24 protein-coding genes and 1 pseudogene are annotated in these 22,145 nt (G+C 67.0%); 11 read left to right on the forward strand and 14 right to left on the reverse strand.

The annotated features are described in order from the left end of the window. Positions 1-241 precede the first annotated feature (241 nt). The 6 genes from J0695_RS20545 to J0695_RS20570 all read right to left on the reverse strand — a co-directional run bounded on the left by J0695_RS20545 (position 242) and on the right by J0695_RS20570 (position 5,525). A complete protein-coding gene (locus tag J0695_RS20545; protein WP_206963580.1) occupies positions 242-400 on the reverse strand; it encodes a hypothetical protein in 159 nt (52 codons plus the stop codon). Between the two features lie 229 nt (positions 401-629). Next, a complete protein-coding gene (locus tag J0695_RS20550; RefSeq protein ID WP_206963581.1) occupies positions 630-2,096 on the reverse strand; it encodes a threonine/serine exporter family protein in 1,467 nt (488 codons plus the stop codon). A 105-nt stretch (positions 2,097-2,201) separates the two neighbouring features. Next, on the reverse strand, positions 2,202-3,224 hold the full coding sequence (locus tag J0695_RS20555) for a PP2C family protein-serine/threonine phosphatase (protein WP_307798704.1): 1,023 nt from the start codon (positions 3,222-3,224) through the stop codon (positions 2,202-2,204). Positions 3,225-3,596: 372 nt separating this feature from the next. Continuing rightward, positions 3,597-3,932, reverse strand: a complete 336-nt coding sequence (locus J0695_RS20560) for a response regulator transcription factor (RefSeq protein ID WP_307798705.1) — start codon at positions 3,930-3,932, stop codon at positions 3,597-3,599. Further along, positions 3,844-4,287, reverse strand: coding sequence for a response regulator (locus J0695_RS45685; protein ID WP_372445803.1), 444 nt, complete (start codon positions 4,285-4,287; stop codon positions 3,844-3,846). The genes J0695_RS20560 and J0695_RS45685 overlap by 89 nt, the downstream gene beginning before the upstream one ends. 8 nt (positions 4,288-4,295) lie before the next feature. Further along, the gene (locus tag J0695_RS20570; protein WP_206963585.1) at positions 4,296-5,525 is read right to left on the reverse strand and encodes a sensor histidine kinase; all 1,230 of its coding nucleotides are present in this window, start codon (positions 5,523-5,525) and stop codon (positions 4,296-4,298) included. 788 nt (positions 5,526-6,313) lie between these two features. Between J0695_RS20570 and J0695_RS20575 the strand changes: the two genes are divergently transcribed. The 4 genes from J0695_RS20575 (at position 6,314) to J0695_RS20590 (ending at position 9,996) form a co-directional block, all read left to right on the forward strand. Then, positions 6,314-7,825 carry an amino acid permease gene (locus J0695_RS20575; RefSeq protein ID WP_206963586.1) on the forward strand — a complete coding sequence of 504 codons (1,512 nt, stop codon included), beginning with the start codon at positions 6,314-6,316 and terminating at the stop codon, positions 7,823-7,825. 355 nt (positions 7,826-8,180) lie between these two features. After that, positions 8,181-8,516, forward strand: a complete 336-nt coding sequence (locus J0695_RS20580; RefSeq protein ID WP_206963587.1) for a DUF6207 family protein — start codon at positions 8,181-8,183, stop codon at positions 8,514-8,516. A 167-nt stretch (positions 8,517-8,683) separates the two neighbouring features. Continuing rightward, positions 8,684-9,034: a twin-arginine translocation signal domain-containing protein gene (locus J0695_RS20585; RefSeq protein WP_206963588.1), complete on the forward strand. Its 351-nt coding sequence runs from the start codon at positions 8,684-8,686 to the stop codon at positions 9,032-9,034. A gap of 581 nt (positions 9,035-9,615) precedes the next feature. After that, positions 9,616-9,996, forward strand: coding sequence for an FKBP-type peptidyl-prolyl cis-trans isomerase (locus tag J0695_RS20590; protein ID WP_030976601.1), 381 nt, complete (start codon positions 9,616-9,618; stop codon positions 9,994-9,996). A 16-nt stretch (positions 9,997-10,012) separates the two neighbouring features. On the opposite strand, the gene J0695_RS20595 is transcribed toward J0695_RS20590, so the two are convergent. Continuing rightward, positions 10,013-10,774: a metallophosphoesterase family protein gene (locus J0695_RS20595; RefSeq protein WP_206963589.1), complete on the reverse strand. Its 762-nt coding sequence runs from the start codon at positions 10,772-10,774 to the stop codon at positions 10,013-10,015. 700 nt (positions 10,775-11,474) lie between these two features. Here J0695_RS20595 and J0695_RS20600 point away from each other — a divergent pair. The 6 genes and pseudogenes from J0695_RS20600 to J0695_RS44040 all read left to right on the forward strand — a co-directional run bounded on the left by J0695_RS20600 (position 11,475) and on the right by J0695_RS44040 (position 16,025). Beyond that, complete coding sequence (locus J0695_RS20600; protein ID WP_206963590.1) at positions 11,475-12,302, forward strand: hypothetical protein; 828 nt, start codon at positions 11,475-11,477, stop codon at positions 12,300-12,302. A 43-nt stretch (positions 12,303-12,345) separates the two neighbouring features. Further along, on the forward strand, positions 12,346-13,110 hold the full coding sequence (locus tag J0695_RS20605; RefSeq protein ID WP_206963591.1) for a hypothetical protein: 765 nt from the start codon (positions 12,346-12,348) through the stop codon (positions 13,108-13,110). Between the two features lie 400 nt (positions 13,111-13,510). Further along, a complete protein-coding gene (locus J0695_RS20610) occupies positions 13,511-13,945 on the forward strand; it encodes a helix-turn-helix domain-containing protein (protein ID WP_206963592.1) in 435 nt (144 codons plus the stop codon). Positions 13,946-13,978: 33 nt separating this feature from the next. After that, positions 13,979-14,416, forward strand: coding sequence for a VOC family protein (locus J0695_RS20615; protein ID WP_206963593.1), 438 nt, complete (start codon positions 13,979-13,981; stop codon positions 14,414-14,416). A gap of 364 nt (positions 14,417-14,780) precedes the next feature. Then, positions 14,781-15,608 (forward strand): annotated as a pseudogene (locus J0695_RS20620) (IS5 family transposase). 240 nt (positions 15,609-15,848) lie between these two features. After that, positions 15,849-16,025, forward strand: coding sequence for a hypothetical protein (locus tag J0695_RS44040; protein ID WP_242552956.1), 177 nt, complete (start codon positions 15,849-15,851; stop codon positions 16,023-16,025). Positions 16,026-16,124: 99 nt separating this feature from the next. On the opposite strand, the gene J0695_RS44045 is transcribed toward J0695_RS44040, so the two are convergent. From J0695_RS44045 to J0695_RS20640, 3 genes are all read right to left on the reverse strand, one after another. After that, positions 16,125-16,616, reverse strand: coding sequence for a hypothetical protein (locus J0695_RS44045; RefSeq protein ID WP_242552957.1), 492 nt, complete (start codon positions 16,614-16,616; stop codon positions 16,125-16,127). A gap of 463 nt (positions 16,617-17,079) precedes the next feature. Next, positions 17,080-17,919 carry a hypothetical protein gene (locus J0695_RS20635; protein WP_206963594.1) on the reverse strand — a complete coding sequence of 280 codons (840 nt, stop codon included), beginning with the start codon at positions 17,917-17,919 and terminating at the stop codon, positions 17,080-17,082. Positions 17,920-18,029: 110 nt separating this feature from the next. Continuing rightward, positions 18,030-18,182 (reverse strand): hypothetical protein, encoded by a 153-nt coding sequence (locus J0695_RS20640; RefSeq protein WP_206963595.1) that lies wholly within the window; start codon positions 18,180-18,182, stop codon positions 18,030-18,032. Positions 18,183-18,219: 37 nt separating this feature from the next. Between J0695_RS20640 and J0695_RS20645 the strand changes: the two genes are divergently transcribed. After that, positions 18,220-18,738: a DUF2716 domain-containing protein gene (locus J0695_RS20645; RefSeq protein WP_206963596.1), complete on the forward strand. Its 519-nt coding sequence runs from the start codon at positions 18,220-18,222 to the stop codon at positions 18,736-18,738. 13 nt (positions 18,739-18,751) lie between these two features. Here the strand turns inward: J0695_RS20645 and J0695_RS20650 are convergent, their stop codons facing one another. The 4 genes from J0695_RS20650 to J0695_RS20665 form a co-directional block, all read right to left on the reverse strand. Further along, positions 18,752-19,114, reverse strand: a complete 363-nt coding sequence (locus tag J0695_RS20650; RefSeq protein ID WP_206963597.1) for a transposase — start codon at positions 19,112-19,114, stop codon at positions 18,752-18,754. 364 nt (positions 19,115-19,478) lie between these two features. Beyond that, positions 19,479-20,576: an SMI1/KNR4 family protein gene (locus tag J0695_RS20655; protein WP_206963598.1), complete on the reverse strand. Its 1,098-nt coding sequence runs from the start codon at positions 20,574-20,576 to the stop codon at positions 19,479-19,481. Between the two features lie 78 nt (positions 20,577-20,654). Continuing rightward, positions 20,655-20,891 (reverse strand): hypothetical protein, encoded by a 237-nt coding sequence (locus J0695_RS20660; RefSeq protein ID WP_206963599.1) that lies wholly within the window; start codon positions 20,889-20,891, stop codon positions 20,655-20,657. A 243-nt stretch (positions 20,892-21,134) separates the two neighbouring features. Beyond that, a complete protein-coding gene (locus J0695_RS20665) occupies positions 21,135-21,545 on the reverse strand; it encodes a hypothetical protein (RefSeq protein ID WP_206963600.1) in 411 nt (136 codons plus the stop codon). Positions 21,546-22,145: the final 600 nt, after the last annotated feature.

Below are 22,145 nucleotides of genomic sequence, written 5' to 3' on the forward strand. Positions count from 1 at the left end.
ACGGCAGCGGATCCGGATCCGGCGTCGGCGGGCGCCCCATCCGAGGTGCGCGCCGGTTTCGACGCCGGGATGACCGAGAGATTCGTCATGACCATTCCCGTCCAAAGCATGAGTAGACCTGTCTGTCTATTCATGAATCAGATTAGACAGACAGGTCTACTCAGGTCAAGCGGGAGGGGCTTCACCCGATGCGCGAGGGTGGCTGCCAACTCACATGCCGCGATCTGGGCTGTCCCATGGTTCAGGCCGCTCGGTCGATGGTCATCGGCAGTCGTTGTCGTTGTACGGGGCCTGGGTCGATCGCGGTCTCGGGGTGTGATCCGTGCGCGGCGCGGCCGAACATCCGTACCCGCAGCGCGTCGGTGGCCGCCAGGGCCGCGCCAAGGTGGCAGCCGATCATCCCGGTCAGGAGCGGGCCCCGGCGAGCTGCTGCGTCCAGTGGCTGGTCCTTGCCTGTCGAACCCCGGAACTGTATGGGCGGCAGCGGGCAGAACCTCCGGAATCGAGGCGGAGTGTGTCCCGCCGGGCGGTGGGTTGCCGCGAGCGGTGTCGTCGGCACGCTGGTCGATATGTACGGGCCGTGGTGGTTCCCTCCGGCCCGTGCCCCCGAGTTCTGGCCGCCCCAGGCCCTACAGGTCGCGTGGGGAGGCCTGGCAAGGGGTGCGTACTCCCTCGCGTTCCTGTCGTGCGGCCGAGCTGCGGGCCTGTCGCAGGAAGTGGGCGCACTCGGCAGTGAGGTTGCCTCCCACGGCCAGGATCAGCGTGATGGCTGCGACGTGTACGAGGCCGCCCACACCCTGTGGTGTTCTGCCTGATGCGAGGTCGGTCAGTGCAAGGTAGAGCGTGCCTCCGGGGAGCAGGGGTGCCATGCCGGGGACGACCAGCGCGATGCCGGATTCGTGACGCCGCCGGGCGAGGGCCTGGCCGGCCGCGCCGACCGTGATGGCGGCCGTGGCTGTCGCGGCGAGCGAGGAGAATCCAAGAGCGCCGAGCCCCACCAACACGCAATAGCCGCCGAGCGCGATGCCCGCGGCAGGCAGCCAGTCCTGCCTCCGAGCGCGGCTTCGCGCGGCAACCGCCACCGCGAAGACGATCACGCCCACCACGGCCGGGCCGGAGATGCCGCCGCGGGCGATCGACGCCGACATCGGCAGATCGAGACCCATCACAGTTCCAAGCCCCAGGATCACCACTACACCGGTGATCACCGCGGTGAAGATGAGCAGGGCGTCGAAGAGGCGCCCCAGGGCGGTCAGATAGTGCCCCGTGAGACTGTCCTGTACGGCACTGACGAAGGTAACCGTGGGCAGCAGGCCGAGGATGCCCGCGACGACGATTGCCTGGCTGCTGGTCTCCGGTACGAGCGTGTGCACGGCCAGTGCGGTGAGGGCGGCGGGCATCGCGGCCAGTGCGTACCGGTAGAACGCCGGGACGCCGTGCCTGCCCAGGTGGGCACAGAGCAGGGCACCGGTGAAGGCGGCGAGGAGCGCGGACAGAGACTCCAGGATCCCGCCGCCGAAGACCAGACCGGCTCCTGCGGCGACCAGGCCCGTCAGGACCGGGAAGCGCAGCCGCGCCCAGCGCCCGGCGGGTGCCCGGCCGTCCAGGATGGATGCCGCGCGCTTCCTGGCCTCGGTGAGCGACAACTGCCGGGTACTGATCGCGGAGACGAGGGCCTGGATCCGGGCGAGGGTGCGAAAGTCGGTGGCGTGCTTGCGGATGACGCGGCTCGCATGGACCGGAGAGAGGACCCCCGGGGCGCAGCCGGACACATACACGGAGGACAGGGTCACGCTGGGTTCGACGTGGCTGAGACCGAACGACTCGGCCGTGATCAGCATGCCGGCGACGGACTCTTCGGCGGGGGCACCGTACGAGAGCAGCGCCTCACCCAGTCGTATCACCAGGTCGGCGACGCGAGCCCCGTGGGCGTCCATGTCGGCTCGGCCGTCGTCGTGGAGCAGTTCGCCCGCGTAGCCGTAGGTGATGGTGGGCTCCAGCCCGCGGATGCGGGGGAGGGCTTGGGCGAGCCAGGGGAGCGTCTGGTCGGACGTGGGACGAGTGGGGCTGTACGGCGGGTGCGGCGGCTTCTGCATACGAATCTTCTGGCATCCTTCCTCAAGCTCGGCGACTCTCCGGGCGTGCAAAATCCTTTCAAATAGAACTTAACGGACATCGGATCTGAGCGTGAAAGGAGGGGGTCAGTGCCTTACGCGGACCAGGCGCGAGAACCCGTCCAGACGGTGGTTCAGCCGGCGCATCGGACAGTGCGCTGCGGGCCTGGCGTCCCTCCGCCGGACCGCGAGTACCGCAGTGTCGTCAAGTGCGTGACCTGACGACCACTGCTGTACGTCGTCCATCAGCACGTCGATGACGGCCTCAGGATCGTCCCACCCCCCACGTCCCGAAAGTCGGACGATGGGGTCGTAGAACGCTCCGTCACTGTCGCGTGCCTCCGTGACCCCGTCGGTGATCAGCAGGAGGACGGCTCCGGGCGGCAGCGGATGAGCATCGGGAACGGAACGCCGGGCGCTCAACACGCCCATGCCGAGCGGCAGATCAGGCTCGGCAGGATTCAGCGCGCGGACTGTACCGTCGTCCAGGAGGTACGGCGCGGGATGCCCGCGGTTGAGCAGCCGCAGAGTCGACCCGTCCGGGGTGATCTCGCCCAACAGCGCCGTTGTGAAGCCTTCCGTGCGTGCCTCGGCCCGGTCGTGCGCGGCCTCGCGCAGCAGGGCGTGCTCGATGCGGTCGGCGAGCTGTGGCAGCGAGACGGCTTCCTCGGCCGCCTCCCGAAAGGCCCCGATCACCACGGACGCGGTACCGACGGCGCCCATGCCTTTGCCGCGTACGTCACCGATGAGCAGCCGGGTGCCGAACCGGGTCTGCTGCACCGCGTAGACGTCACCGCCGATGCGCGCCTCACGCTGCGCGGCCTGGTAGCGGACCGCGAGGGACAGCGACCCCAGTCGCTTCGGCGGTGCCGGCAGGATGGCCCGCTGGGCTTCCTCGGCCACGGCGGTGACCGCGTGCATACGGCGGCTGCGCCGGGCGAGCAGCCGATTGAGGTAGAGCCCGACCGTGCTTCCCAGAGGCACAGCGGCCTCGATGTCGAACGGGCGGAAGTGGGTGAGGGACCCGGATCCGAATCGTGTGGCCAGCATCGAATCCGCGACAAGGGCGAGGGCGCAGAACAGCCAGGCGTTGCGCAGTGAGAGAGTCACGCCGGACGTAACGCAGGCCGTCGCTGTCAGTGGACCGGCCGAAGTGGCTTCGGCGGACAGCAGATTGGGCGCTATGCCGGCGGCCAGCAGGCCGAAGGGGAGCCACCCGGCATTTCCGGACTTGAGTGAACGACACCGCGTCGTACGTGGGGCCGGCTGCCGGGTCCCGCGCCGATTCCGGCGTCGCTCACGCCCCTCGGCAGTGCTTGCCGTGGATCTGCTGGGCATACTTTCTCCTCCATGGGCGACACGGATCGAGCACGCCGAACAGGCGCCCCGTGGAAGAGCATGCAGGTTCTGTATTTCCCATTACAGGCACTTATGTCTTGAGTGACGCAACGAAAGTCTTGACCGCACCCGGCGAGGGCTTCCTCAAGCTGTCGGCTGCTGCTCCGAGCTCTCGGGCCTCAGCCCGATCTGGTGCGCGAGCAGGGCGGCCTGTGTCCGGTTCTCGACCTGCAGCTCGGCCAGCACCCGCGAGACATAGCCCTTGACCGTGCCCTCGGCCATGAACAGCGTCTCGGCGATATGCGCGTTGTTCGCACCACCGCCGAGGAGCGCGAGTACCTGCTGCTCCCGCCCGCCCAGTCGGTTCACTCGTTTGCGGGCCTCCGTCACCTCAGCACTCTCCTGCCCGACACTCCGCTCGATCATCAGGCGAATGATCTCCGGGGGCACCACCGGATCGCCCTGCGCCACCGTGAGCACGGAGCGGATCAGTTCGCCGATGTGGGCGCTCTTGAGGGAGAAGCCGTCCGCCCCGGCCTNNAGGCCGGGGCGACAGATCCTGCAATCGGCGGGCAGCGGTGATCCCCGAGACCTTGGGCATGTTGACGTCCATGATGACCACATCGGGCCGTAGTCGCACCGTCAGCTCGACCGCTTCGGCCCCGTCGCTCGCCTGACCCACCACCTGGATGTCGTCGGTGGTGTCGAGCAGGGCCTTGATGCCGGCCCTGACCAGCGGCTCGTCATCCACCAGAACCACGTTCACCGGCATGGGCGTACTCCCTGTGATGTTGGGGTCACTTTCCATGATCTCTGGCCTTGTGACGGTGCGCATGTCGTACGTCAGCGAGGTGTCGCACAGGGGAGTGTCGCCCCCACCTCGAACCCGCCGTCCGGCGTTGTCCGGCTCACGAATTCCCCGCCGAGCCGCTCGGCCAGTTCGGACAGATCCTGCAGGCCGCTACCGCCGCCCCTCGCGTGCGCGCCGGGCGCGGCAGTGGGTGCGGAATTGCGGACGGTGACCCTGACGGACGTCTCATCGGTGGCCAAGGTGACCAGGATGTCGGCGCCCGGGGCATGTTTGACGGCATTGGTCAGCCCTTCCTGGGCAACGCGGAAGCAGAACTCCGCCACGGCCGGTGGCAGCAGCCGGTCCTCGAAGCCGCGCCGCTCCAGGCGAACGTTCGCACCGCTGCGGCCCGCATCGTCGACGAGCCGCTCGATCCGTCGCACATCGGGCGGTGAGGCGGGCTGCTCCTCGGGCTCCTTGAGAGTCCTCACAATGTTGTGCAGTTCATGGATGGCTCGCTGACCCCGCTCCACCAGATCCGCCGCCGCAGTACGGACCTCCCCGTTCGGTGCGGTGGCAGTCAGCAGATTGGCCTGCAGCACCATCAAGGTGACCTCATGACCGACGTGATCGTGGGCGTCCCGTGCGATCCGGCGGCGTGCCTGCTCGGCCCGGGCTTCGGCCGCTTCCTCGCCCTTGCGCAGCGCATCCTCGCGGTCGAGACGGGCCCGGAACGCGGAGAGCAGCTCACCGATGCGGAATGTGCGGACGACGGCACCGGCGGAGGCCGGGCCCAGCACACTCATCAGGGAGTACCGCAAGGTGAGCACCATGAGCTCCCAGATCGCGGCGTCCAGGTACCGGTCGACGATGAAGACCACGATGGAGAGCCGGATGAAGACGACGAAGACCGCGGACCAGCCCGCGTAGCGCAGCGGCCGGTATCGTCCCATCGCGTAGACACCGAACCGCAGCAGCGCATCGTCCGAGGTGAGCGCCAGCACGGCCAGCCCCGCGACCACCGGAACCTCCGGCCACCGACGCCGGACCAGGAGCGACAACGTCCCGAACAGCGCCACCGCGAGCGGCCAGTTGAACCCCGGATTCCAGGGAGCGTCGGGCCGGATCAGGACCCTGGGCAGGCTGAGTACAAAGACCAGCCCCACGGCGATCCAGTCGCCGACGCGTCCCCCCAGCACTCGCCCGACCCGCGACCAGCGGGCGTACTCCCGAGCGTCGTCGGGCAGGCCTCTCGGCAGCAGATTGCGCCGCTGTTCCATCATGGTGACACCGTGCCCCGGACCAGGCGGGACAGCGGCGAGGCGCACGGGTGATCGGGTGTCGTGCACCCAATCGGAGCGCATGAGCTCGTGCCGGGTCCGGATCTCGGCAGGATCGACCTCGTTGAACCGGTGGATCGCCCAGTGAACCGGCGCCCTTAGAAGCAGGGGGTTTCGCCGGTGGCAAGGGGCTCGGCCGGCGCCGGACCGGTGCGTTTCCTGCTGGCGTATCACTCACCGGCCTCTTGCCCGCGGAGGTCGAACCCCTCGAGCAACGCCCTGATCTCTGTGGCCTCAAGGCGCGACCGCCGACCGCCTTTCAGGCCTTCCTGGATCAGAACGAGAGCCCCTGATCGAAGTCCTGGAATCTCTTTCCCCTGCGGGCGGCGCCACGCTGGCGTCCCGTCCGGCGTCGCCAGTCGCGGGCATGGTGACTTCGACGGCGGCGTCGTCGGCTCCATACGCGGCACGCCGCCGGCTTCAGCGCGCCTTGGGCCACGCGGTGAAGGATGGTGCCGAATGTGAGGAGTGTGGCATGTGGTGCGCGGGGTAGGGCGTATCGGGTGACGGCCTGATCCGCTCGCTATCGTGCACCAGGCCGTAGGGGCCTTGGTCTCTCGCGAATTGGGACGTATCCCCTGGACTTTTGCCCGTACAAAGATCCGGAATAAGGCCTTCCGGATCGCTTCAAGCTGGGCTTGAATGCGGGATTCGCAGATCGATCGTCTGCACCAAGTGCCGTGATCCCGAGGCCCGACGAAGTGCCCCGAAGCAACGAATGAGGTTTGTGCATGAGTGCGCACCCGGCCCAGACGGCGAAGCCGAACACAAGGCCCGGCGAACTGGGCAGCCCCGGTTCAGGTGACAACGGCGGCCTTCAGGCCGGTCTCAAGAACCGGCACCTCTCCATGATCGCCATTGGCGGCGTCATCGGCGCCGGACTGTTCGTCGGCTCCGGTGCGGGCATCGCCGCCGCCGGGCCTGCGATCCTGCTGGCGTACGCCCTGGTCGGCACGATGGTGGTGTTCGTGATGCGGATGCTCGGCGAGATGGCCGCCGCACGGCCGTCGTCGGGTTCCTTCTCCGCGTACGCCGACCAGGCGCTCGGCCGCTGGGCCGGGTTCTCCATCGGCTGGCTGTACTGGTTCTTCTGGGTCGTGGTGCTCGCCGTCGAGGCGACCGCGGGCGCGAAGATCCTCGAAGGCTGGATACCGGCGGTGCCGCAGTGGGGCTGGGCCCTGATCGTCATGCTCGTGCTGACGGTCACCAACCTGGCCTCCGTCTCGTCGTACGGAGAGTTCGAGTTCTGGTTCGCGGGCATCAAGGTCGTCGCGATCGGCGCGTTCGTCATCATCGGCCTGCTGGCCGTCTTCGGCGTGCTGCCCGGCTCGGACAATCCGGGGGCGGGCTTCGCCCATCTCTCCGACATCGGGGGGTTCTTCCCCAAGGGATACGGGGCGGTGCTGACCGGCGTCCTGATGGTCGTCTTCTCGTTCATGGGCTCCGAGATCGTCACGCTCGCCGCCGGTGAGTCGGAGGACCCGCAGCGCGCTGTCACCAAGGCCACCAACAGCGTCATCTGGCGCATCGGCATCTTCTACCTCGGCTCGATCTTCATCGTGCTGACGCTGCTGCCGTGGAACGACAAGTCGATCGTCGCGGACGGCGGTTCGTACGTCGCGGCGCTGAACTCCATCGGCATCCCGCACGCCGGCCAGATCATGAACGTGATCGTGCTGACCGCCGTGCTGTCCTGTCTGAACTCCGGTCTGTACACGGCCTCGCGGATGGCCTTCTCGCTCGGCCGGCGCAAGGACGCGCCGCGCGCCTTCACCAAGGTGAGCAAGCGGGGCGTGCCGCAGGTGGCGATCCTGTCGTCGGTCGTCTTCGGTTTTGTCGCCGTCTTCTTCAACTACATGTGGCCGGAAACCGTCTTCCAGTTCCTGCTGAACTCGTCGGGCGCGGTGGCACTCTTCGTCTGGCTGGTCATCTGCTTCACGCAGCTGCGGATGCGCGGCATGATCCTGCGCGACGACCCGTCGAAGCTGGTCGTGAAGATGTGGCTGTTCCCGTACCTGACGTGGGCGACGATCGCGATGATCTCGTTCGTGCTGGTGTACATGCTCACCGACGACGACGGCCGGACCCAGGTACTGCTGTCGCTGCTGGTGGCGGCACTGGTGGTGGGCATCGCCCTGGTCCGTGAGGTCGTACAGAAGCGCAACGGCACGCACCCCGGCAGCCGGCCGACGCAAGACGCCATGGCTCGGATCGGCACGAATGAGTCCGTCACCCGCTCGTAGGCGCGGAAGGCCTCGGCGCGGGCGGTCATCTCGTACCAGACGTTGATCTGGTACGACTCCCCGCCCGCGTTGACGCCACCCACCAGGCGGGCGTGCCGTACGAGGAGAAGGCCCGACGCATCACCGCCGGCTCATCGGCGACGCTCATGAAGGTGTCCGACAACGCGCACAACCCTCACCCCGACCGGGCCGCCCAACTTCCGGCGACAGGCGGGAGCGCCTCGCCACGAAGTACCGCACGGCGCGCTGGGCGCTGTGGCCGGGGACGTTGCCGGTGCGGAACCCGGGCAGTTCCCAGGTGATGCCGCGCCCTGTGCGGGCGGCTTCATGGTCGTCAACAGGAGTGGGCCGGAGCATGGCCGGTGCCTCGCACGGGTGCGGTGTTGGCGTCGCAGGAACCGGGCCCGCCCATGCGGCCGTCGCCGCGAACATGGCGGCGATGGCGAGGCAGCAGATCACCCACGCGCTGGGCAGGCCGGGGCTCTTCTGCGTGGAGATGACCGCCCTGGACGAGGGGGCGGTTCGGGCCGCCGCGCAGGTGCTCGCGGACATCCGCCAGTCACTTGGGGTTGGACACCTATGGCGCATCCCCGGGCACGACGGCGTACGAGCGCGCGTACCTGCGGACCTGGTACCGGAGGCGGACGGCTGGGACGGCAGCCAGTTGACCGTCTTTGACCAACCGCAGTGAAGACGGTCCAGTCGGCTGCCAACTGATGACTGGTGGCCCAAGGGCACGGCCAGGCTTCCCGCCTCCACTTGCGGACGAATCTGTTCAGCCCCAGCCGCCCCAGGCCGGTGCTTACGATCAATCGCGGCTCCGGGAGATACCGGGCAGAGCCGCGAGGAGGGGGCACCATGTCCAGCATTTCGAGACGGTCGCTGCTGGGGTACTCGGGGACGACCGCGGCCGGCGCGGTCCTGGGCACCGCGGGGACGGCGCAGGCGGTGGAAGCCGAGTCGTCCTCGGCCGACTTCCCGGTCAACACCCAGTTCAGCGGGAGCGTCAACCTCAGCAACCCGAACCCTGACGTCAGTGAGCCCGACGGGCACGTGAACCTCTCCTTCCGCGTGAACTGCGACACCAGTCGCGCGGGGACCAACATCGACCCCATTGAGATCGCCGATGCGCTCAACGAGTACATCCAGTCCCGTGGTTGGCCACCGATCACGTTCTACGGCACCCCGGCACCGGCCCCGCTGAACTGACCCACATCACGGCGGCTACGCAGTGGACAGAGCCGTGCCTCGCTTCGCGAACCCGGCGGTACTCCGCTGTCTGTTCGGACCCTCGACCATCCCCGCGCACAGCAGGGGGCGCGGTCGAAGAGGCCGCACAGCCGGCTCGGCGATCGGGTACAGAGGCGGCTACGCGCACGAGTAGGGCGCGTAGCCGCGGGCCCGCACAGTCGGTGGCCAGACCGTCGCCGGGAGCGGTGATCCGTACGGCACCGCGTGGCCACTGTCCCGCCAGCCGCAGTGGGTGGTTGTGACCTTGCAGCATCCAGTGGACCGCATTCAGCTGGTTGTTGGCCGCGTGAATTGACGGCGGACTCGCACGGACGTCAAGAGCGCGCCGTTGACCTGGTTCACCCCGGCGGGGATCCCTCCCACACCACCCGCGTCCGCGGACCTTGGCGAGCCCAGTCACGCTGAGCGTCGTGCTCGGTTGGGCTTGATGCACTCCAGGAGATCAGCGTTCACGGCGGCATAATGATCTACTGCACAGAGTGACCGTGCGCCTGGCTGGTCTGTATGAGGGCCTCCGGCGGCGAGCGAATGAGGCGGCAATGAGTGAACTGACGAAGCCCGAGATCGATCTTCCGGAGGGTGACGCTCCCACCGAGCTGACAATTCGCGACCTCGTCGTCGGGGACGGGCTTGAGGCGAAGCCGGGCAGGGTTGTCCAAGTTCACTACGTCGGGGTCACCTTCGAGTCCGGAAAGGAATTCGACACCTCCTGGGACCGGGGCCAGACGTTCAAGTTTGCCGTGGGCGGGGGCAAGGTCATCAAGGGCTGGGACCGCGGGGTCAGAGGGATGAAGGTCGGCGGCCGGCGCGAGATCATCGTTCCCCCGCGCCTCGGCTACGGCAACCAGTCACCCTCGCCGTTGATCCCGGCGGGCTCGACACTCGTCTTCGTGGTGGACCTGCTCTCCGTCGCAGTCTGAGGCCAGTGGATGCCTGTCATCTGGTGTCACTGCGTCCGTCCCGTGGACCGAAGGCTGCGAGAGCATCGGCATCGGTTGCCTGTGCTCTGAGGAAGTAGTCGGCCCACTGGGTGATTTCGGGGTAGGAGGAGTCCTGGGTCACTTGGTTGATCGCGGCCTCGATATCAAAGTTCGTGGTCCGCAGCTCGACGCCAGGACCCAAGAGCGCCCAGTGAGCTCCGATGCGCCCGTAGGGCATGCCGACGCTGCCAGGGTTGATGACGAGTCGGCCGTGGACGAGACGGACGAACGGCATGTGGGTGTGGCCGAGGACCACCGTGCGGATGTTGGTGTCGAGCTCGCTGAAGACCTCTTGCCAGCGGTCGAGACGCGAGTCGACCAGGACGACTTCCTCATCATCCCGAGGGGTGGCGTGACAGAACAGGACCCTCCCCATGCCTTGTAGGGACAGGGAGAGCGATTGTGGCAAGCGGGCGAGGAGTTCGAGGTGATCCGTGCGGAGTTGTTCGGCGGCCCAGGGAGCGATCGCGTCGGGGATGGTGTCGCGCTGGCCGCGGCGGTATTCGAGGAGCTCGCGGTCGGCGTTCCCACTGACCCAGGCGATACGGTCGCCAAGGGCGGTCAGCAGGTCCAGTACCTGGGCTGGTTGCGGGCCGGCCGTGATGTCGCCGGTGAGCACCACGCGGTCCGCAGCGCGCACTTCTGGTTCGTCGAGCACGGCCTCCAGAGCGGGCAGAACTCCGTGGATGTCAGACAGGACGGCTACTCGCTCAAGCATGGTCACTACTGTGGAGTGACGCCCGCCCAGTGGGGGATCGTTCTGCTCCCCGCGTAGCCCGAGTTGTCGCGCAGCATCGGACCGCCATCGCGGAGAGTGGTGGTCCGATGAGACGGAACCTCCTGTGTTTCGCACGCTCATCAGGCTCGCCGAAGTGCTCATCGTCCGAGGCGTGACCTGGTGCGCCAACCATGAGTTGCGTACGCAGCAGATGAACTTCAACACGCGGGGTCAGTAAGGGGTTCTGACCACGGCCAGTCCTGCACGTGCGATGCGGTGATGTGCCACGGGCAGGCCCTGATGGCCGCTGATTTTCAGTACCGCCACGATCTGACCACGGACTCGAGGGCTGCGAGGCGCGCCCGCTCCGCAGAAGCCGGAACGGTACTGCAGATCCTGTTCAGGCTTGTGTCCAACCTGAAAGGTGACGCTCCGGTCCTCTTGGAACTTGCTGCTCGCCCCAGAAGGACAGGTCGATGGCGTGGCTGTGGATCAACCCTTCGGTGGCCTTCCTGCCCGAGGCACCAGCTCCCGACGGCGACGTCGTCGTGGACCCGCTCGTACCGCACCTGCAGCGGCACACAGAAGGTGGAGCGGGCGGACGCGCCGGCGCTCTGACGGGCCAGGGTTGGCGTCGCGGCCGGTGGGGCATGGTGCAGAGGCATCATGCCCCACCGAACTCGCCAACCGGAGGACGCGGATGAGACCTGCCGACTTCGACGACCTGATCCTGATGCTGATAGAAGGCGAGGTGGAACCCAACGGCACAGACATGATTGTCCTGTTACGGGCGAGCGAGCTGGCCAAGGGGGAGACGGAGTCCGACTGGTCGGGCTCCCCGATGATCGCCGAGATAGCGGTGCTCGCCGATCGGGCCTTCTCCGACGACCCGGCCGAGATCGAGCCCGCCCGGGAAGTCCTCTTCGCACTGCGCCAGTCCGAGGCGTCCGACGCGGCGGGCGACCGGGAAGAGGGTATCCGGCAAAGCGAGGCGATCCTGCGGCACGTCGACGCCGCCCATTTCCCCGTCACCGCGGCCGGAGCGCACCTGAAGCTCGGCGGGGCGCTCCCCAAGCTGTCGTGGAGTGACGACGGAGTCGACAGATCCGTGCTGCGGCGTGCCGCCGGCCATCTGGAGAGCGCGCTGGCGCTGCTGCCGGACGAGGAGACGAACCTGCGGGCGATGGCCCGCTACAACGCAGCTCTGGCCTTTCGCGATCTGTGGCGGTCGGGCGATGAATGGGACGATGACGACGACGACCGGGGCAAGGCCCTCGAGCACGGCCTGGCGGCGCTCGCCGCGATGGACCGGGGCGAGTTCTCCGGCGACCGGAGCACAATGAGCCGGGCCGTGCTGGCGGTCCTGATGGCCGACGGTGAGCCGAGGGACCCCGAGGCGCGCGATCAGACCATCGCCGTCCTGCAGACATGGCTGGTCTCGGGCGAGGGGAAGTCCCTGCCGCGCACCGAGAGACGCGCGCTGGAAGAGGCGCGCGACCACCTGATCACCGGCCGGGACCGCGGCTGAGCGCCCAGGTGACGTCCTGTGCTCCTGCGAGGAGGGATCGCCCGTGTTCCGGGACTACCTGTACATCGACCGGCCCCGGCTGGTGAGTTACGCCGAGCAGATCGGCGCGACGGCCGCGAAGGCCAAGAACCGCCAGTGGCGGGTCGCCCTCGGCCTCACCGGCCCCGTGGTCGAACACCAGCAGGGGTCGGCGGAACGCGCCGCGAACGACCACGAACTGGCCGAGTCCGTGACCCGCCATCTGCGGAAGAAGGGCGAGCTGCGCACGACCCGCCCGGCATCGCTGGCCGACGTGGACGAAGGACAGGCCACGCTCGTGCTGGAGACGATGCGGGCGCGAAAGGTGATCTTCACGTTGGACGGCGGAGGTGCCCCGCGCGGACTGCGCGAGCTCGCGGTATGGGTGTCGAATCCCTTGGAGAACCCGTCGTCACGCGACGCGGCGGGCGTCCGCGACGAGGAGGCGACGGGCATGTTCGTGTATCTGCTCGAAGGCTACTGGGACGACGAACCCGCCATGCGCGCCTACTCGATGATGACCGCGCTCAACGTCCTGCTCCGCACGCTGAGCGACGCCGGCGCGGCGCCCGAACCGAGCGCCGGGTCCGACACGTCGCGGGACGACTATGCGACGCCGGTCAGCATCCTGGTGCGCAACGGCGGCGTCAAGGGCGACATGCGCACGGTCACGGCGCTCTACCGGGTGCGGTCGGTCTCGGAGAACAAGATCGTCAACGTCGGCGGGCGCACCCTGCGCTGCCACGACCTCTTCGCCTACCCCCTGTACGTGGCCGCAGGGAACGGGTGAGAGCCTGGCGGACGCCTCACCGGAATGTCCGGCTCGGTCGCCGTCCGCAGATCGGCACCACGCGGCAGGAGGAGGTGCAGCAGCATCAGCACGGAATAGGCGTACGACCGCATCGCTTTCGCGTCCCTGCGGTCCAAAGCCAGCGACCGGAACCACGACGACACCGGCCGTATCGCCTCATCCAGCAGAATCGGTATCCCATCCGGCACGACTCGCCGTGCGAAGAGATCAGTCAGTTCAGCACGGCCCATCCCCGCGACCTTGCCGAGCTTCCAGACCTTCCGCACCCCGGACGTCAGGTATTGAGGCAGAGGGACAGTGGCACCGCGATCGTTGTGGGCATGGGGAACGGTGACCGCGCGTCTGGAGCGGTGAGTCCTGGTGGCTGCACAATGGGGCCGTGGCCCACGCTCCGGTTGCTCGTCATCTGCTCCGCGCGAGGGATCTCGCGGACGTCCGCTACGCCGAGGCACTCTCTGTGGCTGACTTGGCTGCGGCCGCTGCGCTGTCGCCGGCCCACTTCAGCCGTTGCTTCAAGGCGGCGTTCGGGGAGTCGCCGCACCAGTACCTGCTGACCCGTCGCCTGGAGCGGGCCGCTGCGCTGCTGCTCGCGACCGACTGGACGGTGGCCGCAATCGGCGTCGCCGTCGGTGTGCGGAGCATCGGTTCGTTCACGACGAGTTTCCGCAGGTTGTACGGGATGACCCCGCAGGCGTACCGGGCGGCGTACCCGCCCGCAGATCGGCATGTGCACATCCCCCGATGTGTGGCAATGGCCTATGGGCGGCCGCGGAACCGCACGTTTCGAGAAGACACGAGGTTGCCGGGCGCTTAGCGTCGATTCCAGGCAACCGACCGAGGAGCGTCCATGACGACGATCAAGATCGCCAATGCGCAGTTCTGGGTGCACGACCAGGACGAGGCGCTTGACTTCTACACCAAGAAACTCGGGTGGGAGGTTCGGGCGGACGTGACGATGGAGGCGTGGAGCTTCCGGTGGGTGTGCGTCGGGCCGCCCGGCGGGGACGGTCCGGCGCTCGTGCTGATGCCGGTACCCAGTCAGCCGATGCTGGACGAGGCGAGCAGTGCCCAGCTGTCGGATCTGGTGGCCAAGGGCGTGGGCGGCACGCTGTTCCTGGGGACCGACGACTGCAAGGCCGCGTATGACGAGCTGTCCGCCCGAGGTGTCGAGTTCAACGACCCACCGACGGCGCAGCCGTATGGGATCGACACATCATTCCGGGACCCGTCGGGCAACAACATCCGGCTCACACAGGTGCTGGAGTTCGATCCGGAACGGCACTGACCTCTATCCGCAGGGAGTGCATCACTTCGGAGCGATCATCGAGGGCGCCTGCACCCGCGGCCCGAACCGCTCCCGGGCTGATGGACGTCCGATCTACTGATCGGGCGGGATTTCGTCGCCCTTTGCCCTGCCATTCAGGCCCTCGATGTTGGCTCGGGCGGGCCGGTAGGCGTCACTCCAGGACGGATGAAGGTAATGCCGGTCCTGGCGGAACTTGTCGAGCGCGCCGAGATCGCCGGGGCGGACGGTGAGCGTTGGCCTCTGAGAGGGCGGTATGAGAGTGCGTAGGTGTTTTGTCGTCACCTGAACGTGCGGTGTGGCATCTCGGCTGGTCGGTGGCCATGGGCATGCTGAGCTGGTCGCCGTGAGCGAACGCAAGTCCTACAAGACTGACCTGAGCGATGAGCAGTGGGTGTTGGTCGAGGCAGTGATCATCGCGTGGAAGGGTGCGCATCCGTCGGTCAGCGGTCATCAGGGCCGGTACGCGATGCGGGAGATCGTCAACGCGCTGCTGTACCAGGGCCGGACCGGTTGTCAGTGGGACCTGCTCCCGCACGACTTTCCGCCGCCCGGCGCGGTGAAGTACTACTTCTACAGCTGGCGCGACGACGGGACCGACCGGACCATCCATGACCTGCTGCGTTGGCAGGTGCGGGAGAAGCTGGGCCGGAAGGCAGATCCGAGCCTGGTGGTGCTCGATACCCAGAGCGTGCACGCGGCGGCCGGAGTACCCGCCGAGTCGACGGGGCGTGATGCGGCAAAAAAGTACCGGCTGCAAGCGCGGCCTGGCCATTGACGTTCTGGGGCTAGTGACCGCGGTGGTCGTGGTGGCCGCGTCGGCGCACGAGAACGCCGACGGTATCGCGCTGCTGGACAAGGTCGCCGCCGACACCGACTCCCTGGAGAAGGCCCTGGTCGACCAGGGCTTCAAGAACGCCGTCGTCGGGCACGGGCAGAAGGTGAACATCGAGGTGGAGGTCGTGGAGCGCAATCCCGCGCAGACCGGGTTCGTTCCCCAGGCCAAGCGGTGGGTGGTGGAGCGCGCCTTTGGGATCTTGATGCTGCACGCAGGCTGGTGCGCGACGACGAGCACCGGCCCCGCAGTTCGGAGTCACGGGTGTACTGGGCGATGACCTCGGTAATACTGCGCCGGTTGACCGGGGAGACCGCGCCGGCTTGGCGCACCGCGTGAGTGGCGGGGAGCTGACGCTCGGGGCGGTGCTGGCACGGCTGGAGGAGCGGGAACGAGAGATCACCGCTCAAGCCGAGGCAACGAGGGAGCGGATGGCGCAGCTGACCGCACAGCTCGACGAACTCGACCGGGCCACCGAGGAAGTTCGGATCACCCACAAGACGCTGCTGGAGCTCCCCGATCCGCAACCGCCCGCCCCCGGCACCGAAGCTTCCGGATCATCCGGCCTACCAGCAGATCATGGCGGTGTTCACCGCGGCCGACCACCCGCTGCGAGCCCGGCAGGTCTGCGAGGCGATGGGCCTGACGGTCGCGCCCAACAACATCAACAACATCCGTCTGAAGCTCAAGCGGCTGGCCGACCGCGGGATCCTGGCCGAGACCGAGCAGGGCTTGTTCACCCAACCCCGGACGTAACCGCCGCGACCTGCCCGCCTGTCCACGGACCGGGCATCAGGTCTCATGCCGCCCTCTCATGAGTTCCCCGTTGATTGCGACCGTTACGAGTCGGCTTCCTCAGCCGGCCAGGTACTCGATGTCCAGACGATCTGAATGACCTGACCATGACAGAGTGAACTGCCAGCAGCCCGGCTTCGGCATGTCGATCAGCGACGGGCCCGGCCCTCCCGCAACCGATCGTGACGCCACCTGACTGGAGCCCGCGAGCCTTGCCGTGATGGTCAACTTGCTGTCCGGGCCAGAGCCCTGACCGTCCTTGGGCTCCTTGGCAACCCAGAGGATCTTGTTTGCGTGCCCCTCGGCGGCCGGCGCGTGGTACGGGTAGCCGAAGAGCACTGCGGCTATCTCGCCGTTGTCGCCGACGATGTGCCGTGTTGCGGTGTTCCCGGAGAAGCCACTGCGCGCCCAGGTCGGCAGTTCGCCCTGCTCAACGACGGATCGGCAGGAGCTGCGTGTACTCGCGGATGCTCGCTCGGGGGCTGGCTGTGCTGTCTTGGGGGAACCTGTACAGGCGCTCACGAAAATCGCGAGCGCGACGACGGGCAGCACGGACCGTCGGCTCACACGTACAGACATCCACATCTCCAGTTTGGCAGAGGGACAGACAACGGGGGCCATGAGGGCGAACGAAGGGCGGATAGCTGAATCGTTTTGATCAGCCGCCGAATATTTTTGCAGTTCTCCTCGACGAGGGAACCTGACTATCTGGCCATTCGCTGTTGAGGGCCCTGCAAGTGGTCGCGCGAAAAGGCGAAGACTCCGGATGGGGAACTGGCTTTCCAGGAACGCGCCACTCACCGTGGTGCGGTATTTCGAACGCTGCAGGTCATGTACTTCTGCGGCAACCGCGCTGCCGTCCCTTCGGTGACTGGACGACACCCAGTGGATCATCGATGCCGAGAATCCGCTTGATCGGCGCCTTGCCGTTCTCGTTTCCGACCGGCCGAGAAGATGCCACACCGCTACACGTTCAGGTGACGACAAAACACCTACGCACTCTCATACCGCCCTCTCAGAAGTCCGGCGGGCCATAGCTCACGAAGACGTGCCCGGGGGCGTGGCTCATGGGGTATCCCAACTGCACATCCGTGAGCATGCGCAAGATGAACTCACCAGCTCCGCAATCGAATTGCTGCTCGCCTTCGCCTTCCGACTGCGTGACCACGGTCCACTCGTCAGGATCGGTCGCGCCTGTCGACCACATGAGTCCGAGCTCGTATTCTGACCAGCCCCAAGGCAGGAGTCCGCCGGATGCCAGGTCAGGGCCGTACCTTTTCCACGGGTTGTGGCCAGCGCCCGGACCGCCGGGCACAGCAAGCTCGAAGTACTCGTCAAAGCTGCCCGCGCCGAACAGATTGACGATCTCCTTGTAGTCGCTGGGCAGCCGTGTGCCGAGGTCGGCCTCGATGGTGGGCCAGTCGACGCGCGGCCCGGGTATCGGTTCCCAGCCTGTGATGATGCGCAGCTTCTCAGCCCAGGACGCGCCCTCCGGGAAGCCTGCGGACGCGGGGTTCTCGCGGTGGGCGATCACGGCGATTGCACGGGGCCCATGCGGGGAGGCCACCAGGCCGCACCCGATCCAGCGGTTCCGGTAACCCCAGCCCCGCATCTCCAACAGCTCCCCCGCCCCGAAGGGCTCGACCAGCGGCAGGCCGGTGCGTTCGGTCAGCGAGGGATCGATGAACCCGCCCGCTGCCAGGTTCCGGTGTCGTCCCGCCCACGAACCGAATTCTGCGACAAGTTCATACAGGTCCGAACCCTGCGGGGCCTCCATGATGAGGGGTTGGTCACGATCAGGGGGATTCCCCTTGATTTCGCGCCAGACCGTGTGGACGAATGCACTGGTTTCCATGGCCGTGAGTCAAGCCCATGCCACTGACATCCCTGCAGCATCCAGGCCCCAGCGCACGCTTGGGCGTCCGTAGGAACAATTGTCAAGACGGTAGTTCGGGTGACGCGTGATCAGGCAGCGGCGGCCATTGCGCGGTCGATCAGGACGCCATACTCGAACTTGGCGCCCGCGCGGACCAGGGCGACGAGGTGGGCTCCGGTGACCGCGCGCAAGCGGGCCTGGACGGACTCGAGGTCCTGTCCGCACTTCCGTGAACGATCCATCAACGATCTCCGCTCTGGCCCTCGATAGGATCGCCGGATGATGGAAGATCCCGTGGCCGCGCTGCCAGAGGCTGAGTACCGACGTGTCTGGGACCGCTTCTACGCGGAGTTCAACTTCCAACCGAGTATGAGCTCGCTCAAGTGGCCCGCCATCCAGGAGCCCGTTGCGTCGGTCACCTGGAGTCTGGCAACGCTTCCCGACGAGCCTGACTATGAGCGTCTCGACCGACTGGTCGAAGTGGTCGAGCTGGGGCTGGCGTCCTGCGTCGGCCCGCAGGACACGCTGTTCGCGCTCGACTGGCAGCACACGTCGTATCGCTTCGCCCCGCAGGGGGTCGGCGGTCCTGGTCAACCGGCTTGGCCTCTGAGCCCGTACCCAGACGGGGACTACTTCATCTTCCTCTCGGAAGACTTCCACTTCGGTAGCTTCGGGCACCCTTGGGAGGAGTCCATCTGCCTGTTCGGTGAGGAACTCCTCGACGCCGCATCCGCGGATGTCGACGAGGTCCTTGGCCCGCCGATCCGAAGGTCCGGCAAGGCAGTAGGTCGCGTCTGAGCTCGATCTTGGCTCATGGTCTTGCGAGAATGCGTGCCCTCAGCAGGGCGAACGAGGCGCGTCCGTACATGCTTCTCTTCAGCAGTTTCACGCGGCAGACGTGACCTTCGACGACGCCTGAGCTATAGGGCAGGGTCAGGCCGGCCGTCACTGCGTCGAAGTCCTGCCGGAGGAAGCTGCCGAACGAACGGAGAGGTCCGATTGTGGATTGTTCTGCCTCTCTGATCCAGAGCCCGAGCAGTCTGCCGCGGCGATGTCGCACCAGGTCAGTGAAGGTACGCGCAAGATTGCAGGCTTCGGTGATGTCGGTGCACGCGATTCGAACCTCGTCGAGCCGAGTGGCCTGACTTACCGACAGGTTCTCTCTGGGGCGCATGATCCACGCCGTAATTGATCGAGGGCTGGGAATCTGTGCAGGTGCCGCGACGGCTGTTCCGTCGCGCAGAGACAGAACGTAGCGAGAAAGGGTGGAGTACCCGCCCTGGAATCCCTGCGAGCGAATCTGGTTTCGAGCTCGCCGAACCGAGCGACGACGGTGAGCGCAGTGTGATCAAGACCTGGCCCGAGATCCTCAATAGCAAGAAGGACTGATCTCCCTCCAGCCGGCTGCACCCGAGGGGCCAGCAGGCCTGTCGGATCTCAAGTTCGGCTGCACGTTCTCACGACTGACTTCGTATCGGCTGCATTTGTGAAGTAGCCGTGAGACAGCGCAGGTCAATGACGGTGCCCTTCGGCACGGCCTAGCCCGAGGCGTGGCGGCCGTTGATAACAGCGCGTACGGCCCGATCGCCGCGAGGGTCGGCCATCAGGCGGGCCATGTCCCACCACCGCAGCAGCAGCGCCGGATAGTGCGGCGGGATCGCGTCCATGAACTCCCGGTCGAACCGTGCGCGGACGCTTTCGTGGCGCAGGGCGGCGCGGATGTCGTCCATGGATGGCGGGAGGTGGCGGATAGCGGCCGGCAGCGTGGCCTCGTACTCCGGCGCCAGCTTGTGGCCGGGCTGGACCATGATGTTCCCACCCAGCGCGGCGGCAACGTCGTCCTCCAGTTCCTCCTGGGCCTGCACGGCACGCTCCCACCAGTGGTCCCGGAAGGCGGCGACGGTTTCGGGGTCGACCAGGTCGAGGGCGTCGCGCTGCTCGTCGAACTCTGCACGCTCATCGCCGGGCAGCGCTTCCCGGATCGCGCCGAGAGTCTTCGCAGGATGGCGCGGCGGGGCCTGGCCGAGGTGGCGCACCCACTGGCCTCTGCGCTCCTCGTCAAGAGGGGGCCCCCACACCAGGGCGCCGCCCATCATGCCGGGCTTCTCCGGGCCGGCCGCCGCCAAAGGGGCTTCCAGGCTGACCGCCATGAGTTCCAGGTAGGCGGGCAGCGACTCGTACTCCCGCTCGCGCTCTCCGAACCTGGTCCACTTGCACACTTCCCCGGACTCACCGTTCAGGTAGAGGCCGTAGACGGTGTCGTCGGGGTTGAAGGAGCAGAACGGTATCCAAGATGGCTTCCACAGCACCAGGGCGTCCTCGTCCTCGCCGTCTTCCTCCTGGAACCGCATCTGCAGCTGGTAGACCTCGATCACTGCGTCGAGCGGCATCAGGGCCCAGTTGCCCAGCATGAGCCCCGAACCGTCTACGCCGTCCTCACCGGCGGACAGCCCCCACAGAGCCTTCAACTCCTCCGGAACGCTCACGCCGAGGGCTTCTTCGAGAGCTGCGATCTCGTCGTCGGAGGCGCTGGGGTTCAGGGTCGCGTACGACGGCGGGGCGTACTCGGCCAGCCATTCCACGATCCGGTTCCATGAATGGGTGACTCGCACATCTGCTGGTGTGTCAGTGGTCATAATCACCACGCTCGCATTGCGCCTCGACCCATCACGCACCGGGGCCCGAGCGCCATCCAGGGACTGTCCTGGACTGTCTCACGCCGTGACCAGAGGATCGGGTCGTTCTTTGTTGACACCGGCGCGGTGCGCTGGGCTCACCGTGACCTTCACCTGACCGACGGGCGGCAAGGAAGTGGGCATCTCGTCTGTGACCCAGGCGTACTCCAGGGCTGCCAGGGTGGCGCCCCTGTCGGTCCACACCAGGAGTTCACCCACGTACTCACCCGCCTGATCAAGCACGTGGGCATCGACGGGCACCAGCGCAGCTTTCATGGCCGCATGCGACACCGGTTCGCGGACCTATAGGTCGCCGCTTACGGACCCAGGTGCCCAGAGGCCGGTGACCTCCGTCCGATCCGGCCCTGTACTCCCGAAGCTGCCGCGAAGTGACAAGTAGCTCTACGTAGTCGGGCAACGTCGCGGCCTGCTTGTTGACGGGGTCGACTGATCCAGCACAGGATTTCGCGCTGAGGTCGATCATGGCCTGACCTACTGCGCTGTCGCAGCGGGCGTCAGCTACGTCGGAGACTGGGCCAGTTGGTCCGTGCATCGAGCGCGGACTGTCGCGCGCAGTTGCTCCACGGTGGCGCCCCATCCGCCCTGCCACTCGTCGTCGAGGCCATACAGCAGGCCGAGCGGGAGGTCGATGATCTCGGAGGCGTAGTCGTGGCTGATGACGATCTCCTGGACCTGCTGTACGACTGCGCGCTCATCGAGGCGACCGGTCAGGCAGTCTGCGGCGATGTTCTGGAAGACCATCGTTACGGCTTCGAGGGTGCCCGGAAGGGGGTCGACGCCCATCTCGGCCATAACAGTGGGGAGCAGGTCAGCCGGGGCCCGGGTATCACGGCCGTTGAGTCCGGCCATCTCGCGGAGGCCTTTGCTGTCGTGCATCCCGAGGACGATTTCGAGCAGACGTGGGTCCATGGCCAGGGCGAAGTCACCCCGAGGGGAATGGAACTCGGCAACGTCGTAGGATTCCCACTCCTCCCAGGGCTCCCACGGCTGACACGCTGGCATCCTGTAGACGCCGACCAGGACATCGTCTCCGCGGAGAGCTCTTCCCTCACCATTCCCGCGGCGGGGTCGCCAGAGCATCTGTTCCGGGACGACGACCAGTCGGCCACTTGCGAAGCGATCATCAGCCGTCAGGGGCCGCCATGCGCTGGGGATCCTGACGCGCTTGCCCTTATTGAGTCGCGTCAGCCGCCAATGCGTAGCGATCCGGATCCCGGGTCCGGAACCCTCTGGTCCACGCTCGGAGCCGGGTACTCCTGGCCCCCTGGGGTCAGACGTTGCGTTCCCAGGGCCGAGGTCGAAGTCCAGATGATCCAGCATGCGCATCGTGACCTTCTCGGTGGAGATCTCAAAGCGGCGTGTGACACTCGCTTGCGGGGTGCAGGTGCCAGGTCTCCATGATCCCGGATACGTGTGCGGCTCAAAGGGGCCAAAGTCCCTCGCGGCCAGGACTATCGCCTGTAGTGAGTACGGCGGAAGCTGCGGTGACCGCTGCGGATGGCATCCGCA

Origin of the sequence: Streptomyces beijiangensis (assembly GCF_017315755.1) — a bacterium.
In the GTDB taxonomy this organism is placed as follows: Bacteria; Actinomycetota; Actinomycetes; order Streptomycetales; family Streptomycetaceae; genus Streptomyces; species Streptomyces beijiangensis.

What these genes read in the sequence shown, in the direction of transcription:
- J0695_RS20660 (WP_206963599.1), bottom strand. Translation starts at nt 20,891, where the DNA reads ATGAAAGCTGCGCTGGTGCCCGTCGATGCCCACGTGCTTGATCAGGCG.
- J0695_RS20575 (WP_206963586.1), top strand. Translation starts at nt 6,314, where the DNA reads ATGAGTGCGCACCCGGCCCAGACGGCGAAGCCGAACACAAGGCCCGGC.
- J0695_RS20600 (WP_206963590.1), top strand. Translation starts at nt 11,475, where the DNA reads ATGAGACCTGCCGACTTCGACGACCTGATCCTGATGCTGATAGAAGGC.
- J0695_RS20650 (WP_206963597.1), bottom strand. Translation starts at nt 19,114, where the DNA reads ATGCGCCCCAGAGAGAACCTGTCGGTAAGTCAGGCCACTCGGCTCGAC.
- J0695_RS44040 (WP_242552956.1), top strand. Translation starts at nt 15,849, where the DNA reads ATGGCGGTGTTCACCGCGGCCGACCACCCGCTGCGAGCCCGGCAGGTC.
- J0695_RS20545 (WP_206963580.1), bottom strand. Translation starts at nt 400, where the DNA reads ATGATCGGCTGCCACCTTGGCGCGGCCCTGGCGGCCACCGACGCGCTG.
- J0695_RS20570 (WP_206963585.1), bottom strand. Translation starts at nt 5,525, where the DNA reads ATGATGGAACAGCGGCGCAATCTGCTGCCGAGAGGCCTGCCCGACGAC.
- J0695_RS20665 (WP_206963600.1), bottom strand. Translation starts at nt 21,545, where the DNA reads ATGGACCCACGTCTGCTCGAAATCGTCCTCGGGATGCACGACAGCAAA.
- J0695_RS20645 (WP_206963596.1), top strand. Translation starts at nt 18,220, where the DNA reads ATGATGGAAGATCCCGTGGCCGCGCTGCCAGAGGCTGAGTACCGACGT.
- J0695_RS20580 (WP_206963587.1), top strand. Translation starts at nt 8,181, where the DNA reads ATGGCCGGTGCCTCGCACGGGTGCGGTGTTGGCGTCGCAGGAACCGGG.
- J0695_RS20615 (WP_206963593.1), top strand. Translation starts at nt 13,979, where the DNA reads ATGACGACGATCAAGATCGCCAATGCGCAGTTCTGGGTGCACGACCAG.
- J0695_RS20595 (WP_206963589.1), bottom strand. Translation starts at nt 10,774, where the DNA reads ATGCTTGAGCGAGTAGCCGTCCTGTCTGACATCCACGGAGTTCTGCCC.
- J0695_RS20655 (WP_206963598.1), bottom strand. Translation starts at nt 20,576, where the DNA reads ATGACCACTGACACACCAGCAGATGTGCGAGTCACCCATTCATGGAAC.
- J0695_RS20585 (WP_206963588.1), top strand. Translation starts at nt 8,684, where the DNA reads ATGTCCAGCATTTCGAGACGGTCGCTGCTGGGGTACTCGGGGACGACC.
- J0695_RS20590 (WP_030976601.1), top strand. Translation starts at nt 9,616, where the DNA reads ATGAGTGAACTGACGAAGCCCGAGATCGATCTTCCGGAGGGTGACGCT.
- J0695_RS20550 (WP_206963581.1), bottom strand. Translation starts at nt 2,096, where the DNA reads ATGCAGAAGCCGCCGCACCCGCCGTACAGCCCCACTCGTCCCACGTCC.
- J0695_RS20635 (WP_206963594.1), bottom strand. Translation starts at nt 17,919, where the DNA reads ATGGAAACCAGTGCATTCGTCCACACGGTCTGGCGCGAAATCAAGGGG.
- J0695_RS20640 (WP_206963595.1), bottom strand. Translation starts at nt 18,182, where the DNA reads ATGGATCGTTCACGGAAGTGCGGACAGGACCTCGAGTCCGTCCAGGCC.